Origin of the sequence: Providencia sp. JGM181 (genome assembly GCF_018257375.1) — a bacterium.
In the GTDB taxonomy this organism is placed as follows: Bacteria; Pseudomonadota; Gammaproteobacteria; order Enterobacterales; family Enterobacteriaceae; genus Providencia; species Providencia lanzhouensis.
Genome location: NZ_JAERJY010000035.1, coordinates 1 through 17,754 on the forward strand (window position 1 = coordinate 1; position 17,754 = coordinate 17,754).

Genomic DNA, 17,754 nt, shown 5'->3' on the forward strand with positions numbered 1-17,754 from the left:
GTATAGCTGGGGCGGGGGGGGTTGTCATATTTCGAGTGAATGGGAAAAAGTGCAAAAAAAATCCACTTTCGAAAAAGTGGATTTTTATACTGTGTACCTGGTGTGTAGATACTAAAATTAGCTGCGAGTCGCTGCTCTTTGTTGAGCTTGTGTAATCAATTCTTCGTTGCTCGCGTACATCTCTTTCAAATAGCGGTTATATGATGAACCTAACTCTGAGTACCCTTTCATATCGTTAATCAGCTTGACGGAGTCTAACTCATCTTGTGATTGACGCTGTTTAGCACGCGAGTGACGTAAAGACTCATACGCGTTATGGGTATTCATATTCTTCATATAGGCAGTCACTGTTGCTTCAACAGAAGCGTAAGCTGAGTAGCCTTTGATCTTTCCTTTGCTAACTTGGCAACCGCTACCACAGCGCATACCAAATAAATTTCCGTTTTGTAGAGCAAGCTGAGAAGTACCCCAACCAGACTCTGTAGCCGCTTGTGTCGCAACTAAATGCGTTGGCATGATGTCTACACGACTTAACAGCTTATCCCAATTAATACGTTTTGGGTTGCTGCAACTGATGCCATAACTATCGCAGATCTGGGTTAGGCGACGTAGCTCTTGGGCGCTCCATTTGGTGTTCGTGCGCACGGAAAGCAGCCAGTTACGCTCTTCCATAATCTGTTGATTGACTTTTTCAATCACCGGGACAATCGTTTTCAAAAACGCTTTCTTACGTGGAGTACCAGACGGGTATTTACGCATATCAGGCAGTGGTGTTTCTGCTTGATTTGAGTTTTGTGCCGACTTCAGTGTGAAGTCTTTTTTAAGCATCGTACTGGTACTGGTGGAGCCAAAACTGAGGCCCGAAAACAAAAGTAAAAATAAGAAAGCGAAGACGGCGTTTGTCCCCATCGTTCGAGAGGGCATTTGCTTCTCCTATGTTTCTCTGAACAAAAATCGAGCGAATGGTAGCAGAATAATTTTTCACGAGCTACCTTTATCCGACTCACATTAGGTAAATTTCTGTATTAGTATGTCATTAAGTGTTGATTTATTTTAACTTAATGATTTTATATTAGAAATAATTGCGTTATTTATATTTTCAATGCTTTATTTATCAATTTTTGTTTTTGATTTCATCTTGCAATCATCTGATTTAAGCCAAATTAGATTGATTTTCAAACAATTAACAGGTGTATTGTAGGGTTATTATGCTTAAAAAATAACCGATCAGTGGTCTAAATTTTAAACAAAATGGGGTGTTTCGCATTTTATGAGTGGTATTGGTTGTTAAAAATACAGAATCAAAATCGACTTTCAATGTGTGAAAAGGACAAAAAAAATACCGTTTTTTGACCTTTTGCTTCAGCCAAATATTACTATTAATCGACGACTTTTTTAGTCGTTCAATGGCACGGTTTGCTGTTTCTGATCTTCAATTTTTGCATTCTCCGCGAGCCGTTTGAAATCATCAACTGTCCAATATGTCTCTGGGATAGGAAGTTGTGCCATATGATCGGTGGGTACTAAGCGAAACTGTGCGAGAGAGGATAATGCAAATCCTGCATATTCCGACGGCAAACTGAGTTTCAGCCCCAAAGTCGCTACAGCTTGGGTTGGTAAAAACGGATAGCGGCTATCGGTGGTGTCATAATCGCGTGTGAGCACTAAAAATTTATCTGGAACACGCTTCGCACTATTCCACCAAAGCCCATCAATTTTGTTAAATGCATCGCGAGTTAAGGGTTTTTCTTGAGCCCCAAGTTGATGTAGTGCAATGGGAAGCAGTGCTTCGAGAGATTGCGAGAATATCGCAAGTGACTCAGCACGACCTTGTAAAATCAGCGAACTTGCTAGTCTTGCTCCCACTAAGTTGGAATATAAGTCTTCGGGAGAGAAGGCAGATATCCCCTCCGAAAAGCCAGGAACTGATTGATAGCCATACCATTGTGCAATTTCATGCCAAGCAGCTAACTGAAATGCAAGTTTAGCTGCCAGATAAGCACTTAACGTATAGCGCTCTGCGGGGGACGCAGGTGGTGTAAAGGCTGAAAAATGGATTTGTCTGCTCGCGAGTTCATCGCTGAGGGTTAGTGTCCACTCTTCACCAAGTTTTGGGTAAATCTGGCTAAAGAGATATAACGTATAGTCGGCGGTATCTCGAACATGTGCAATATCAATAAACCCGCCATCTGTGGTATAGATAAGCCCCACTTTTTCGTTACTGATCCCCATTAGACCTGCGGTGGCGCCCAAGTAACTATCATTATAATGGTGCTCACCAAGATTATCGGCTTCCACTATGTTGTCGATGGTATAGAAAGGAACGGGGATACCTGCCACTTCCGCTTGCAGGTCATAGCCAAAAGCACAGCAGGCTCGAAGTCCTTGAGGGGCTTTGAGATCTTGTAGAACAGACCACGCTTTAGATGCTTCCTCGTTGGAAATCGTATCTAGATTAAGGTTCGCCGCAGGTAAGTTCAGCTCCTCGCGAGTTTGGCAGGCGACGAGCATAAGTAAAAAACATGAAGTTATTAGCAGCTTAAACATTAAAAAGACTCACCAACTTGGAAATAGACGCCCGTACTGTTGCGACCAACACCAAAATCCAGTCTCACATTCATCCGAGGCTTAAATTCAAAACGATAGCCTACACCGGCACTTGGTAGCCAGTGTCCAGCACCTAATTCTGAGGGAGAGTCGCTCATGGTCCCCGTGCCTAACCAGCCAACAACCCCGTGCCGCCAGTCTAATTTATGTCGTAACTCGATTTGACTAGTAAAAATATTGTTGTCCCGATAGCGCCCTTCATAGTAACCCCGCATGCGGTTACTGTTACCTAATAAAGAAAGCTGATTCCACGGTACATCTCCCGTAGTAAAGCGGGCATAGTTATCAACGGCTACGACGGTTTTCTCTGTGAGCTCATGGTAATAGGCATACTGCAACTGGGCCGCTTGAAAACGGGTATCACTACCGAGGTTTGGTGAAAAATAAGTATAGATAACCTCGAGTGTTTGCCCATGATGTGCGTTGGGTAAAAAGTCTCGGGTGTCATAGCTATAGTAGGCGCTGACGCCTGAACTGATAACCGAACGCCCGCCAACTGATTGCGAAAAGTAAGCTTTTGCGCCTTCATCGGGATCGCTGGCATTGATCGACGAAAAATTCCATCCCAGTCCCACATAGGTGGCATCGGTTAGCTTATATAAAGCCCTTGGGGTAATTTTGAACTCTTGGGAATGGTATTTTTCTTTATTGCTCTCTTTTTTACCCGCTGCGTATCCTTTACCCCAATAATAAGTCGGTACATTATTGATGGTGCCAGATACAAATAGTCGCCATTGGTCGCTATCTACAAAGTTGTAGTTAGTGAAGTTGAGTCCAAAAGCCCCTGTGGATGATGCAAAACCACTTAATCCAATCGAAGAGGGCTGGGTTTTGGTGTCTTGTTTGTCGAGACGATATAAACCCACTAAAGCGGTTCCGACACCTAACCCCATTTCAGGAGTATAGAAAGGCCCCGGTAAGACGCCCCAGTCGATAGTTTTGGATTCATCAAAGCTGTTTTCGCCCCCAAGCTCGCTGAGCCAACCATCAATTTTTTCCCGTTCAGGAAGGATTTGTGCTTGCGAGGAGAAGGCAATGATAAGGCTGAGCAGTGTCAGCCTACGCAGGTGTTTCTGTTGTAACATTAAAAACGGAACTCGCCTGAAATAAAGAAGCTATTACGGTTATTAAAGCCCACTTCGGTCAGAACGTTAAAGTTACGAGTTAACTCAACGCGAGCACCGACGGTATTGTTCCATTTATGGGCAAGGTGTTGTTTAACGTCGAATTTTATATCGGTATATTCAGATATACCATTTACCATACCCGCTAGTTCAGGTGGCATGTTCAGCTTACTGACATCACCTTTAAAGCGCTGGGTAATATCTTGGTACATGGCTCCCGTCCAGACTTGAATTTTGGTATTCCCTTGACCGGCAATTAAAGGTTCAAAAACAAATTCATAACCAACTCGAGGTGTAACTACAAAAGCAGTAATGTCCCCATCGAGGATATCGAGGTTAGTACGGGTGTAGTTCATGTCTAATGTACCGAAGAATTGGTTGTATGCTCCAGCAAAAGTCACACCGCCACCGTAGGTTTTACCTTCAAAATCTAATTCAAAAGGAATATCTTTACCTAAAGAATGCGCAGGAAAACCAGGGAATAATGAGATACTGACATCATTTAAGTTTGTTTTTGATGTTCCTTTGGTTTTCCCATAAATACCATACATATTCATAAATGGCAGAACCCATGCATCTAATTTTAATGTATGTGTCTCATTCTTCTCTCGGGTATGACCTGGGTCTATTTTTATAGCATTTTGCATCCCTTGCCAATCAGGGGAAGTGAATTTAAATCCAATGCTATCAACGACAATGTCCTGACGCAGATTCATATAGCCATAGCTGGCACCAAAAGGCTGTGGTAAGTCATAACCTCGAGCGCGTGCTTCATCTCCCCAAATAGGCAATACACGGGATTCAGTCGTTGATGAACGCGTGACACCGCCTTCGCTATTATTTTTAGGGACTCCAGATTCGCTCATGCTTAATGAAAATAGTGGAGTGTCACTATCGGCAAAACTGGCAGGGATAGCCAGACAAGAGGAAAGTAGCAGCGCTGCGCTGTAATGAATGCGTGTCATAATGAACTCAATGATTAGTAGAATAGAATGAAGGAAACAATAAATTAATTAACTTACAGTTATCGACAAAAGTTTAGCATATATGACAATTGATAATATGGCTCATGATGCTATTTTAATGATATTTCGCTACCTATGAATGCGTATTATTATCAATATGATGGATGTGATTAAGATATTAGGAAGATGCTATTGAAGTGCTAAAGAGCGTGCTGAAATTTTGGATATCTCAGCACGAATATGAAGAAGAAGGGTATTATTTGCTGTTTTTCTGATGAAACTGAACACGCTCATGGAAATAATCTTTTAAATGCGCTTCCATGCTGTGAATTTTTTGTTCCAGCGCATTAATTAAGACATCATCATTATTCATATCAAAAACGCGCTTCATTGCGAGGTCATCAATATATTCTTTTTGTTTCTCAGATAAATCAGCCATGTTGTAAAGCCTCTATTTTCAAAACCTATATAAGAAAGGATTATTTCACCAACCAAAAGCCTTGGTGATGCTGGTTCTCATTGTGCCTTAGTGAATACGGGATGAAAAGTGGAATTACGTTGCATCAAATAATGATGATTAGTGCTCCTAGTTTAAATATGAGAGATTAAACGCCTATCTGATTGGGTTAAGAATTATCACAATATTCTTATCGAATATAAGCTGATATCCTCCAGTAAGATAATAAATAACAGGGCAAAATAGTGAACAATAAACAACAATACCTTGATATTGCTGCTGGAAACGGGGAGAAAGAAGCCTCGATGATGGTGGCCATCCCTGCATCAGAGCTGACCTCCCTACAACTTGAACAGCGTCTGGAAGAGCAAACCTACTTTACTGAAGGGGAAATCGATTACCTGCCTGATGAAGAAGGCGGCGGTTTCTTCTTTAGCTGTAAACGTGGCGAAGAAGAGTTACGTTTTTACGTTTCGCTTGTGGAGAGCGACCCGGAATACACCATCAACCCGTATTTCGCGACAGATCCTATTAGCCAAGAACTTTACACGCAGGCAAGCAATGCGCCACAGGCCGTGGTGGTTGAATGCCTATTCCAAGAAAAGCCTTTAGTGAGCTACCTACAGCAGCTTAAAATTATCCAAATTTTAGTGCCTGATTTATTACTGGGCTTGGATATTTCTGCCGCAGGTAAAGTCTTTACCCGTGAATGGCTTAACTTCCAGCTGATCGACGATTTAATGCCAAGCATTGATTCTTTGTATGTGGTGCATGCCATTTACGATCATGATGAAAACTCAGAAGATTCAGCACCGACCAAATATTGGTTCCATACTCATGGGTTAGCCCGTTGTGGTTTATCGGAAGCGGAAATTATCATTCCACACCCGATTGCGTCTTATTATGGGATCCCTGAGTTGTTCTGGAGCTTTGTGAACAACAGCATTACCAACGGAAAAATCGACTTTAATGAGCCGATTTTCATTGGGCAAACACAAACCGGCTATGAATATTTAGTGGCGGTACCTTTTGAAGAAGGTCTCCTTCATGTAGGAACTTCCACACCGATCGATAACTTAAAACCGCTGGAAGAGATGAACTTCGAGTTTGGCGATATGAGCTCTGAGCGTTTTATGGGGGATTGGCACGACCGTGACGAATCTCACCAGCATCCATCCGTAATGTTATTCCGTGTCACGCAAGAAAACCCAACATTGGAAAGCTTCTTTGAAGGGTTTGAAGACCAAAATGCAATGATGTTTATGCGCACTGATGAAGAAACGGCGGATATGTCCAGCAAAGCCAGACTACGTTGGGAATACTTCACTCACATGCTCGATAACTATGGTCCAAAGCCAGTCGCACCGAAAAAAGGGCTATTTGCGAAGCTGCTCGGAAAATCGGAAGAAGAGGAAGAATCAGAGTGGCGCTTCTTAATTAAATGCGGCATTAGTTATCAAGATGAAGAGGGTGATGAAGGGCACGAACATATGTGGTTTGAGCCGTTGACATGGAACGGCGACCAGTTTGAAGGCCGTTTAATTAATCACCCATTCTATGTGGAAACCATGGAAGAGGGCGGTGTTTATCCGCTAACGCGTGACCATATCACGGATTGGACTATTTATTATCAGGACGGTAGCTATACTCCTGATACAATCTATAAACTTCTTAGTGGTGCTCAAGTGCATTAATCTATCTTGATTGACTAATGCGAATAGGGCACTGAATTCAGTGCCCTTTTTAATGAGTTAAATGTGACAATGACCCAACCTGAACTGTACCAATATGCCCTATTTTTACTTTCCAGACGCGATTATGGCAAAGCGGAGTTATTTGCCCGTATGAAGCGCCGTATGTATGAAAAAAATGAGGGGATTATCGATGAGCAGTTGATTGAAGGGGTGTTGGATAAACTGAGTGAGCAGCACTTTTTGGATGATGACCGTGTGGTATCACTGCTATTGCAAGGGTATTCGCGTAAAGGATATGGACCTTTGCGGATCAAACAAGAAATGCGGCAAAAAGGATTTGCCGAGACATTAGTCGAACACCATTTTGCTGAGCTTGATGTCGACTGGTTTGAAAAGGCAGCAGAAGTACGCAGTAAAAAATTTGGGGATGAAATCCCAACTGACTTTAAAGAGAAGGGTAAACAAATTCGTTATCTGCAATACCGAGGTTTTTTTGGTGACATGATATTTGAGTTATTCTCGCGCTAATTTTTGCAGTTAATCTTACATTATTTATGATGGTCATTATGTAGATAATCACGCCATTTAATATCGCTTAAATTACTATTATTTGGCTTTAGTTTAAATGTTTAATGCCCCTGAATTTCATTTCTTTTGCTTAGTCAAAAAATAATATTTTTTTGACTTGTGTTTTTATCTATTTCTAGATTAAAAATATTGTCCACTATGATCATTATCAGTGTATTTCGCTTTTTTTTTAGGCAGAGTACCACCAATAATTACAAAATGAGACGGGCAGGAGAAACACATGATTGAGCTCTTAATAGGCGTATTGGTCGCCGTTGGAGTTGGGCGCTATATAATAAAGGGTTACTCTGCAACTGGGGTATTAATGACGGGGGGTATTTTACTCCTAATTATTACTGCGTTAATGGGTAAAAGCATTTTACCAGAATCAGTGAAAGCAACGGGATGGCGCGTTACTGATATTCTGGAATACATCAAGTTCTTATTAATGAGCCGAGGTGGTGACCTCGGTATGATGATCATGGTGCTGTGTGGGTTTGCGTCTTATATGACTCACATCGGTGCGAATGACGTGGTGGTTAAAATTGCCTCCAAGCCATTAAAAATGATCAACTCCCCATACTTATTGATGGTTGCGGCGTATATTGTTGCTTGCTTGATGTCACTGGCAGTTTCATCGGCAACAGGTTTAGGGGTGTTATTGATGGCAACCCTGTTCCCTGTGATGGTTAACGTTGGGATCAGCCGTGGCGCAGCGGCGGCTATCTGTGCGTCACCAGCCGCTATCATTCTAGCACCAACGTCTGGAGACGTTATCTTAGCGGCGAAAGCAGCGGAAATGCCTCTGATTGATTTTGCATTCAAAACCACACTGCCTATCTCCATTGCTGCCATTGTTGCGATGTCAGTGGCTCACTTCTTCTGGCAGCGTTTTCTGGATAGAAAAGAGCACGTCAAAACCGAAATGCTGGATGTGAATGAAATTAAAACCCACGCACCAGGTTTCTACGCGATTCTACCATTTACTCCAATCATCGGCGTATTAGTGTTTGATGGTAAATGGGCGCCTGAGCTACATATCGTCACTATTATTGTTGGCTGTATTATTATGGCTGCAATCATTGAGTTCATTCGTAGCTTCAGTGCAAAACACGTCTATGGTGGCTTAGAAGTTTGCTATAGAGGTATGGCTGATGCGTTTGCAACTGTCGTGATGCTGTTAGTGGCAGCCGGCGTATTTGCTCAGGGTCTAAGCACCATCGGCTTTATTAAAGGCTTGATCGACTTAGCACAATCCTTTGGTTCTGGCGCGATTGTGATGATGATTGCGCTGGTGGTGATCACTATGTTAGCGGCGATGACCACTGGTTCTGGTAACGCACCATTCTACGCATTCGTTGAATTGATCCCTCACTTAGCGAAGCAAATGGGCGTCAACCCAGCTTACCTTGTCATTCCAATGTTACAGGCATCTAACTTAGGTCGTACATTATCACCGGTTTCTGGGGTGGTGGTTGCGGTATCGGGGATGGCGAAGATTTCACCGTTTGAAGTGGTGAAAAGAACCTCGGTTCCTGTATTAGTTGGGCTTATCGTTGTTGTGATTGCTACCGAGATTTTAGTGCCAGTCTATTTGTAACAAAATAGGTATTTACCAAACAAAAATGGCTAGAAATTATTCTAGCCATTATGTTGCTGACAAAGAGGGACAAAAGCGTGGTTTTTCCCTCTTTGTGTTATCAGGCGAAAATCAATGAATTGATTTTCCTTGTTAATTCTACAACCCAAAAGAGCCATTTCCAACCCTGATGGGTTTGGAAATGGTCTGATGGCTAGAAATTATTCTAGCCATTTTTTTATCGATATTTATTTCGGTTAAAACTTAGGTTCAAAAGAAAAAAACTCTACGCTTTTTTGATGTGGTGTTTTGGTATTTTCAATCAAATGATAAAAATTTATTTGCGATTATTAACAAATTGTCATTTTTTTAAATTCAGATATGAGATCTACACCAAAAAGCCAGAAAGATTAATCAAAATAAGCTAGTTGCTCTAACGCATTTAATGCAAAATTCGCCGCATCTTTTTTTATCCATTTTAAAACGATGAAGTGACGGTATGAGCACAATAAAAACCGCAGTAAACACGACAGACAAACCTGCCAGTAAGTGGACTTATAAAGACTTCACTTGGGTATTATCTCTTTTTGGTACCGCCGTTGGTGCGGGTGTTCTTTTTCTGCCAATTAAAGCTGGCGCGGGTGGTTTCTGGCCATTAGTTGTATTAGCTTTAATTGCAACGCCAATGATTTGGTTAGCTCATAAAGGGTTAGCGCGTTTTGTTTTATCGGCTAAGAAACACGATGCTGATATTACCGATACTGTGGAAGAACATTTCGGTAAAACAGGTGCGAATATCATTACTTTTGCTTATTTCTTTGCGATTTACCCAATCGTATTAATTTACGGCGTGGGTATCACTAACACAGTAGACTCATTCTTAGTGAACCAAATTGGTATGGACCCACTGCCACGTTGGTTGCTGTCTGGTGTGTTAATTGCAGCAATGACCGCAGGTGTCGTATTCGGTCGTGACTTAATGCTGAAGCTCACTTCTATGATGGTTTATCCATTAGTCTTCATCTTATTAGCACTGTCTCTGTACCTGATCCCTGAGTGGAATACGTCGATGTTAGAAGTCGCACCAGATTGGAGCGCAATGCCGATTGTTGTCTGGATGGCGATTCCTATCATCGTATTCTCTTTTAATCACAGCCCAATCATCAGCCAGTTTGCAAAAGACCAACGTCAGCAATTTGGCGACCAAGCTGTGATTAAAACTGACATGATCACTGGCGGCGCAGCATTTATGCTAACTGGCTTCGTGATGTTTTTCGTATTCTCTGTGGTTCTGTCACTGAGTCCTGCTGAGTTAGAAATCGCGAAGAAAGAAAATATCAGCGTGTTATCCCACATTGCGAACATTAACCCATCACCAATCCTGTCTTACTTAGGTCCTATCGTGGCATTCGCAGCTATCGTTTCTAGCTACTTTGGTCACTTCTTAGGTGCGCACGAAGGTCTGGTTGGATTAGTCAAATCGCGCTCTTCAGTTTCTGTGAAGAAAATTGAGTTAATCTCTTTACTGTTCATTGTAATCACCACTTGGATCGTCGCGATTATCAACCCAAGTATCTTAGGTATGATTGAAACCATGGGTGCCCCAATGATTGCGGCAATCCTGTTTATCCTGCCAGTTGTGGCGATGCGTATCGTGCCTGCAATGAAACCGTTTAGTACCTCTAAGCCAGCGCAAATCTTTACGCTGCTATGCGGCTTAGCATCAATTACCTCTGTGATTTATGGCGCGTTCGCGTAATTAAATTCAGTTGTACCGAAACCCATATTGCTTCGGCAATATGGGTTTTTTTGTTTCTAATGCGGTCTTATTTATTTTATGAATAACTTTAGATGAAATTATTTCAAGTCTAGATGGTTGTGCGAGGAATTTACTTGGGGGATATTGGAAAGGACTGCCGTGAAATAATAAGTACCGTGAAATAAAAACAAGAACCCATTCAATTGGCAGTGCGGGTATAACAAGGATAACTCAATGAAATTAGAAACATTATCAATCCACGCAGGCTATTCTCCAGACCCTACAACCAAGTCTGTCGCGGTGCCTATTTATCAAACCACCTCTTATGCATTTGACGATACACAGCATGGCGCAGATCTGTTCGACTTAAAAGTTGTAGGTAATATCTATACCCGCATTATGAACCCGACCAACGATGTGCTAGAAAAGCGCGTTGCTGCCCTTGAAGGGGGAATTGCTGGGCTGGCTGTGGCTTCGGGCATGGCAGCTATCACCTATGCAATTCAAACCATTGCCCAAGTCGGCGATAACATTGTTTCGGTGGCAAAACTGTATGGCGGTACGTACAACTTACTGGCGCATACTCTACCGCGCCTTGGTATCGAAACCCGGTTTGCTGAACACGATGATTTAGCCGCACTAGAAGCCCTGATTGACGAGAAAACAAAAGCCGTTTTCTGCGAATCTATCTCTAACCCTGCGGGCTTCATTGTTGACCTTGCCGCGCTGGCGGAGGTCGCTCATCGCCATGGCGTACCTCTGATTGTCGATAATACCGTAGCGACTCCGTATTTATGCCGCCCATTCGAACACGGTGCGGATATTGTGGTGCACTCGTTAACCAAATATATCGGTGGTCATGGCACCTCAATCGGCGGAATGGTGATTGATTCAGGTAAATTCCCATGGGCAGAGCACGCAGAGCGTTTTTCTCTGCTGGTTGAGCCGGATATCGCTTATCACGGTGTCAGCTATACAGAGCACTTCGGTGCGGCGGCGTTTATTGCGCGTTGCCGCGTGGCACCGCTGCGTGGAACGGGAGCAGCATTATCGCCATTTAACGCCTTCTTGATCTTACAAGGTCTGGAAACGCTCGCGTTAAGAATGGAGCGCCATACTGAAAACGCAGTGAAAGTGGCACAATTCCTCGAAAACCATCCGCAAGTGGCATGGGTAAAATATGCGGGGCTACCAAGCAACCCTGAGCACGCACTTGCGCAAAAATATATGCAAGGTAAACCTGCTAGTATTATGTCTTTTGGGATCAAAGGGGGGCAAGAAGCGGGGGCGCGTTTTATTGATGCACTGAACCTGATTGTTCGCTTGGTCAATATTGGCGATGCAAAATCATTAGCTTGCCACCCAGCATCGACCACCCATCGTCAATTAAATGATGCAGAGCTAGCTCGTGCAGGAGTATCGCGCGATATGATCCGTTTATCCATTGGTATTGAACATATCGATGACATTCTTGCTGACTTAATCCAAGCCTTGGATGCAGCCAAGTAAATCTTGTTAAGTAGCTACCGATAAATAAAGGCGGTTATTGTGAAGAATATATTGCAATAACCGCCTTTATTGTTACCTGCGTGATTAACTGTTGGGTTTTATTCTTCTTCCTAGAATTAATAACTATTCGCAAGCGGCATCGTTTTTTAATTTATTTTTCATTCTGTTAAAAATAAATGGAAATCGCTGAACTATTGTTTTTTAATCGAGTCTTAACAAGCAGCTCATCCTGTTATCTTAATGTTGAAATAAAAGATTCATTTATTGATTGTTTATCTCATATGGATGTATGAAATACGAAAATGTTTATTGGTTTATACTGGGTTTAGTCGAACTAATGATAATAGAACCCTGATTTTATCAATCAAAAGTGCCTGAAGCTTCGGCGCAAATAATAATTATTAAATATTTATGACAATAATGGTTGAGATTAAATGATGATGGCAAATAATAAAGTTGCCTACTTTAAGTGGTGCCTATTATTCGGTTTTGTACTCATAACCTATTTTCTTCCTCTCAATGGGCGCATGCTATGGCAGCCCGATGAGCTACGCTATGCAGAAATCAGCCGTGAGCTGATATTAAGTAGCCATTGGAGCGTGCCTGAGCTGCTTGGTATCCGCTATTTTGAAAAGCCGATTTTTGGTTATTGGGTCGGTTCTTTCTTCCAAATGTTATTTGGTGAAAACAATGTCTCGGTTCGGTTAGGTGTGGTGTTTAGCACCCTTATCAGCGGGTTATTTGTTTATCTTAGTGCAAAGATGGCATGGAAAAATAAAGATCTCGCGTTTAATGCGGTGCTTATTTATCTTTCCATGTTTATGATTTTGACCATTGGGACTTATAACATCCTTGACCCAATTGTGACCGCCTTTATTACGATGATTATCTTCTTTTTCCAATGGGGGATAACCACGACACAACGCGCTCATAAATTGTATGCCTATATTCTGATTGGCGTGGCATGCGGTTTAGGCGTTATGACAAAAGGCTTTTTAGTTTTAGTGCTTCCCGTTTTAGTGTGTTCCGTTAGCGCAATTTACTTTAAAAAGTTCAAAGACGTCTGCCTGTACGCATTAATTTCGATTCTTGTTGCCGTGTTAGTTTGCTTACCGTGGGCGCTTACTATTGCAAGCCTAGAGCCAGATTATTGGAGTTACTTTTTCTGGGTTGAGCATATTCAGCGTTTTATGGCGGATAACGCACAAAACAAATCTCCGTTCTGGTTCTATATGCCGATTTTGTTGGCGGCGGTGCTTCCGTGGTTAGGTTACCTCTTCTCATCCATTGCACACGCAGTTCGCGCGAGAGGCATGAACCTCTATTTCTTATTGTGGGCGGCGCTACCTTTCCTGTTTTTTAGTGTGACAAAAGGGAAGCTTCTCACCTATATTCTGCCGTGCATCGCACCCATCGCGATTTTGATGGCATCCTATTTGCAGCAGGTTTTAACTCAGAATAAAGTGGCTACCATTCGCCTGAATGCACTGATAAACATCACGTTGGGTATCGCGGCGGCAGGGGCATTTATTGCATCACCTTATTTCCCTAAAATGAATTTATATCAAGGGGATGAAAGCTACAAAATGTGGATTGCCGCAGGGGCATTTCTGTTTTGGGCTGTGATGGGTGTAGTGTCATTTAACCGCAAATTCTGGTCATGGGCAGCCGCCTGTACGTTAGTACTCAGCCTCAGTATTGGGCATGTGATCCCTAAATATATTGAGAGCAATAACACCCCGCAAGGCGTGTTAACAAAATACCAAGATCAGCTACAAAACCGCGCGGTACTTTTAACTAACAATGTGGGATTAGGCACTGCATTGGCTTGGGTACTCAAACGCGATGACATTACCATGCTGTATCAAACGGGTGAGCTAGGCTACGGGCTGAATTACCCAGATGCGGAAAATCGTTTTTACCGTTTAGAGCAGCTACCAAGCTTGTTGGCGAGCCAAAATAACCGCAACGTTGCGGTGGTGGTTGATGCTTCGCAAAATGAAGTCATTGATGCTTTACCGGGTACGCCAATCATTATTAAAGAAGGTAAGTTAGTGATGGCTTTCTATGAAGGTCAGTAAATTAACAGCCTGATAATAGCTTGAAGAAGAGCCGCACTACGAAAGTATGAGGCTCTTCTTTCTGTTGATTAGAGTATTAATTCAAACATCGCTGAGAACACTATTTACGCCATCGGTTAGTTGGGTCTGAGCGCGTTTTCCATACCGGATAAGGATGATAAATCATCATCATTGCCACACTGTTGCTCATAGGATTAGCCACAGAACCTGCTGATTTGCTGTCATGAACTGACCGTTTATCATGAACGCTTCGCTTTTCCTTGCGAACGGGAACAAGTGAAAGATGGTTTAACGATGATAAATTCATGGTGCCGTCTCCTCAGAGTGTTTAATTAAACGGTTAGCTTCGGCCAGCTCATAACGTCTTGGGGTTAACGCTGTTGCGCTGTGATTACGTGCGAGCACGGAATAGATAGTTGGCAACACAAACAGGGTAAATAGCGTCCCCACCAACATGCCTGTGACAATCACCAAACCCAGCCCAAAGCGGCTATTTGCTCCAGCGCCAGTCGCGAACAGAAGAGGAACTAAACCGATAACCATTGCTGCCGTCGTCATCAAAATTGGGCGTAAACGGATTTGTGCTGCTTTTAAAATGGCATGGCGTTTATCTAACCCTTCGTTAGCTTGCAGCTCATTGGCAAACTCCACCATCAAGATCCCGTGTTTACTGATTAGCCCGATCAAGGTAACTAAGCCAATTTGGGTATAAATATTGAGGGTGGCATAACCCAATGCCAGCGGAATCAAGGCACCACAGATAGAAAGCGGAACGGTAATTAAGATAATCAACGGATCTACTAAACTTTCATACTGCGCTGCGAGCACTAAATAGATAATGAGCAGCGCCGCCATAAACGCGAAGGCGAGGGTGTTTCCTTCTTGTTTATATTGGCGCGAATCAGATTGCCAATCATGGCTAAAACCAGCGGGTAGTTCGCTGGCTATCTCATCGAGATACGCCACTGCTTGCCCTATGGTAACGCCCGGTGCAGGGATCCCTTGGAAAATAGCCGCATTTTGCTGATTAAACTGAGACAGTTTATTAGGCTCTACTTGCGTTGAAATATCCACCACCGTCGACAGCGGGATCATGCTGCCATCTTCGGACTTAACATAATGGCGGGATAACGCTTCAGGCGTCAGTCGCTGGCTGCGTAGGCTTTGCGGGATCACATCATAAGAGCGCCCATCCATGCCAAAGCGGTTGATATAATTCTCACCCACCAGCAACGTTAAGGACTCACCAATATCCTGCATGCGAATGCCTAAACTGTTGGCTTTCGAACGATTAATCCGCACCTCAACCACAGGGTTGTTATAGTCGAGATCGCTATCGACCACCATAAACAGACCACTTTCACGCGCTTGCTGTTTAATCTCTTCCATAGTGCGATACAGTACCGGATAATCTTGCGGGCTTTTTAGCACCATCTGAATAGGCAAACCGCCCGTCGAACCCGGTAATGCAGGTAACTGGAATACAAAGATACTGTTACCTTCCACATCGCCAACACGATTTTGTAAATCCGATTGGATCGCCGACGCAGGTCGCTCTCGCTGCTCCCAAGAGGTTAAGTTTGTTCCTCCGAAACTGGCTGATGGGCCATCGGTACCGTTAATAATCCACGTACTTTCGGTTTCGGGTAGCTCCATAAACACATCGTGTAATTTACGGGAGAAACGCTCCACATACTCAAGGTTGGCATATTGCGGAGATTTAATCGCCGTTAAGACGCTTGATTGGTCTTCAACAGGCGCCAGCTCTCGTGGCGCGGATTGATACAACATTGGCAGGCTGATCACGACACCGACAGCTAAAATTCCGGTGATCCAGCGGTTCTTCAATGAGAAATTCAGCACCGCCGTATAGTAATGGGCAAGGGTCTCGAAGAAGGTTTCTGCCATTCGCGCCATGCGCCCTTCATTCTGTTTTGAGTTCAACATAAACGAACTCATCACCGGAGAAAGGGTTAACGCCACGATGCCAGATACAATCACCGCACCCGCTAATGTGAGCGCAAACTCTTTAAATAATGCCCCTGTTAATCCAGACATTAAGCCAATCGGTGCATACACCGCAGCGAGGGTAATGGTCATCGCGATAACGGGACCTGCTACCTCACGGGCGCCGATCAAGGCTGCCAAAACAGGGGATTTCCCCTCTTCAATATGGCGATGCACGTTTTCTACCACCACAATGGCATCATCCACCACCAACCCAATCGCCAGCACCATCGCCAGTAAGGTCAGCAAGTTAATACTAAAGCCGAACGCCATCATCAATGCCGCCGCACCTAGCATGGACAGCGGAATGGCAAGAATGGGAATAATCACGCTGCGAATCGAACCAAGGCACAAATAAATCACGGCGATAACAATTAGTAGGGCTTCAACAAGGGTATGGATCACTTGGTCGATGGAGGCTTTAATAAACCGTGAAGTTTCAAAGGCCATTTCCACTTTTACCCCCGGCGGCAGGGTTTTGATGATATCTGGCATTAACTTATTCATGCCATCTACAATCACCAGCGGGTTACCGGTTGGCGTGGCAAACAAACCTAAGTAAATGGCAGGTTCCCCATTCATTAAGCCACTGGTTTCTGTAGATGCTGCCCCCAGCTCAATGGTACCCACATCCTTTAAGCGCACCAATCCGTTACCATCATTGCGGATCACCAAATCGCGAAATTCATCCACATTGGTTAAATCGGTGTTCACATACACGTTAGAAATGACAAACTCACCCTTTACCTTACCGGGAGCTGCTTGATAGTTATTTTGGCGCACCGCTTGGGCGACCTCAGCCGCTGAAATGCCGCGACCAGCGAGCTTATCCGCATCCAGCCATAAACGCATCGCCAGTTGTTGCCCGCCAAATACTTGCACTTTCGCTACGCCATCAATGGCGGAATACATTGGTTCTACCACGCGGGAAAGGTAATCGGTTAGTGCGGGAATCGAAAGTTCGGTACTGGAAAAACCAATATAAGCGACGGCAGTGGACTCTCCTGAAGAGAGCTCAATCACAGGGTCATAGGCCTCTTTCGGTAACTTATAACGTACTTGGTTCACCTTCGCCATCACTTGGGTGAGAGCTTGGGTTGAATCGCGGTTTAGCTCCATGCGAACCGTCACAAGGCTGCTGCCTTGAACGGATGATGAGGATAGGTAATCAACCCCTTCAACGGAAGAGACCGCCTGGGCAATCGGCTGAGTCACAAACCCCTGCATCAATTTTGCCGATGCACCTGGATATTGCGTGGTAATAGTGATGGTTGAACTTTCTAATTGAGGATATTGGCGAATGGGTAATTTGCTCAGCGCAAACAGCCCGATCAATACAATCAAGGCACTGACGACTAAAGCCAATACCGGTCGGCGCACAAACAAGTCCGTAAATTTCATAGTA

General features: G+C 43.6%; 13 protein-coding genes. 6 read left to right on the forward strand and 7 right to left on the reverse strand.

The window, feature by feature from the left end:
- Positions 1–117: 117 nt before the first annotated feature.
- From JK188_RS06905 to JK188_RS06925, 5 genes are all read right to left on the reverse strand, one after another.
- On the reverse strand, positions 118–924 hold the full coding sequence (locus JK188_RS06905; RefSeq protein ID WP_036955332.1) for a protein bax: 807 nt from the start codon (positions 922–924) through the stop codon (positions 118–120).
- A gap of 471 nt (positions 925–1,395) precedes the next feature.
- The gene (locus JK188_RS06910; RefSeq protein WP_211887890.1) at positions 1,396–2,547 is read right to left on the reverse strand and encodes a DUF4056 domain-containing protein; all 1,152 of its coding nucleotides are present in this window, start codon (positions 2,545–2,547) and stop codon (positions 1,396–1,398) included.
- On the reverse strand, positions 2,547–3,692 hold the full coding sequence (locus JK188_RS06915) for a BamA/TamA family outer membrane protein (RefSeq protein ID WP_211887889.1): 1,146 nt from the start codon (positions 3,690–3,692) through the stop codon (positions 2,547–2,549). The genes JK188_RS06910 and JK188_RS06915 overlap by 1 nt, the downstream gene beginning before the upstream one ends.
- A complete protein-coding gene (locus JK188_RS06920) occupies positions 3,692–4,696 on the reverse strand; it encodes a hypothetical protein (protein ID WP_211887888.1) in 1,005 nt (334 codons plus the stop codon). Before JK188_RS06920 ends, JK188_RS06915 begins: the two co-directional genes overlap by 1 nt.
- Before the next feature lie 256 nt (positions 4,697–4,952).
- Positions 4,953–5,135: a hypothetical protein gene (locus tag JK188_RS06925; RefSeq protein WP_006658236.1), complete on the reverse strand. Its 183-nt coding sequence runs from the start codon at positions 5,133–5,135 to the stop codon at positions 4,953–4,955.
- Between the two features lie 263 nt (positions 5,136–5,398).
- Here JK188_RS06925 and JK188_RS06930 point away from each other — a divergent pair, with 263 nt between their 5' ends.
- The 6 genes from JK188_RS06930 to arnT all read left to right on the forward strand — a co-directional run bounded on the left by JK188_RS06930 (position 5,399) and on the right by arnT (position 14,342).
- Positions 5,399–6,847, forward strand: coding sequence for a DUF4026 domain-containing protein (locus tag JK188_RS06930; protein ID WP_211887887.1), 1,449 nt, complete (start codon positions 5,399–5,401; stop codon positions 6,845–6,847).
- A 69-nt stretch (positions 6,848–6,916) separates the two neighbouring features.
- Entirely contained in the window at positions 6,917–7,375 is a 459-nt protein-coding gene (locus tag JK188_RS06935; RefSeq protein ID WP_036955318.1) for a regulatory protein RecX, read from the forward strand.
- A 280-nt stretch (positions 7,376–7,655) separates the two neighbouring features.
- Entirely contained in the window at positions 7,656–9,014 is a 1,359-nt protein-coding gene (dcuC, locus tag JK188_RS06940; RefSeq protein WP_036955315.1) for an anaerobic C4-dicarboxylate transporter DcuC, read from the forward strand.
- 478 nt (positions 9,015–9,492) lie between these two features.
- Entirely contained in the window at positions 9,493–10,752 is a 1,260-nt protein-coding gene (locus JK188_RS06945) for an aromatic amino acid transport family protein (protein ID WP_036955312.1), read from the forward strand.
- A 234-nt stretch (positions 10,753–10,986) separates the two neighbouring features.
- Positions 10,987–12,261, forward strand: coding sequence for a bifunctional O-acetylhomoserine aminocarboxypropyltransferase/cysteine synthase (locus tag JK188_RS06950; protein WP_211887886.1), 1,275 nt, complete (start codon positions 10,987–10,989; stop codon positions 12,259–12,261).
- Between the two features lie 434 nt (positions 12,262–12,695).
- Positions 12,696–14,342: a lipid IV(A) 4-amino-4-deoxy-L-arabinosyltransferase gene (arnT, locus tag JK188_RS06955; protein WP_036955307.1), complete on the forward strand. Its 1,647-nt coding sequence runs from the start codon at positions 12,696–12,698 to the stop codon at positions 14,340–14,342.
- A 100-nt stretch (positions 14,343–14,442) separates the two neighbouring features.
- On the opposite strand, the gene JK188_RS06960 is transcribed toward arnT, so the two are convergent.
- Both JK188_RS06960 and JK188_RS06965 read right to left on the reverse strand, forming a co-directional pair.
- The gene (locus JK188_RS06960; RefSeq protein WP_211887885.1) at positions 14,443–14,649 is read right to left on the reverse strand and encodes a hypothetical protein; all 207 of its coding nucleotides are present in this window, start codon (positions 14,647–14,649) and stop codon (positions 14,443–14,445) included.
- A complete protein-coding gene (locus tag JK188_RS06965) occupies positions 14,646–17,750 on the reverse strand; it encodes a MexW/MexI family multidrug efflux RND transporter permease subunit (protein WP_211887884.1) in 3,105 nt (1,034 codons plus the stop codon). The genes JK188_RS06960 and JK188_RS06965 overlap by 4 nt, the downstream gene beginning before the upstream one ends.
- Positions 17,751–17,754 lie beyond the last annotated feature (4 nt).

What these genes read in the sequence shown, in the direction of transcription:
- JK188_RS06960 (WP_211887885.1), bottom strand. Translation starts at nt 14,649, where the DNA reads ATGAATTTATCATCGTTAAACCATCTTTCACTTGTTCCCGTTCGCAAG.
- dcuC (WP_036955315.1), top strand. Translation starts at nt 7,656, where the DNA reads ATGATTGAGCTCTTAATAGGCGTATTGGTCGCCGTTGGAGTTGGGCGC.
- JK188_RS06950 (WP_211887886.1), top strand. Translation starts at nt 10,987, where the DNA reads ATGAAATTAGAAACATTATCAATCCACGCAGGCTATTCTCCAGACCCT.
- JK188_RS06905 (WP_036955332.1), bottom strand. Translation starts at nt 924, where the DNA reads ATGCCCTCTCGAACGATGGGGACAAACGCCGTCTTCGCTTTCTTATTT.
- JK188_RS06910 (WP_211887890.1), bottom strand. Translation starts at nt 2,547, where the DNA reads ATGTTTAAGCTGCTAATAACTTCATGTTTTTTACTTATGCTCGTCGCC.
- arnT (WP_036955307.1), top strand. Translation starts at nt 12,696, where the DNA reads ATGATGATGGCAAATAATAAAGTTGCCTACTTTAAGTGGTGCCTATTA.
- JK188_RS06920 (WP_211887888.1), bottom strand. Translation starts at nt 4,696, where the DNA reads ATGACACGCATTCATTACAGCGCAGCGCTGCTACTTTCCTCTTGTCTG.
- JK188_RS06965 (WP_211887884.1), bottom strand. Translation starts at nt 17,750, where the DNA reads ATGAAATTTACGGACTTGTTTGTGCGCCGACCGGTATTGGCTTTAGTC.
- JK188_RS06935 (WP_036955318.1), top strand. Translation starts at nt 6,917, where the DNA reads ATGACCCAACCTGAACTGTACCAATATGCCCTATTTTTACTTTCCAGA.
- JK188_RS06925 (WP_006658236.1), bottom strand. Translation starts at nt 5,135, where the DNA reads ATGGCTGATTTATCTGAGAAACAAAAAGAATATATTGATGACCTCGCA.
- JK188_RS06945 (WP_036955312.1), top strand. Translation starts at nt 9,493, where the DNA reads ATGAGCACAATAAAAACCGCAGTAAACACGACAGACAAACCTGCCAGT.
- JK188_RS06915 (WP_211887889.1), bottom strand. Translation starts at nt 3,692, where the DNA reads ATGTTACAACAGAAACACCTGCGTAGGCTGACACTGCTCAGCCTTATC.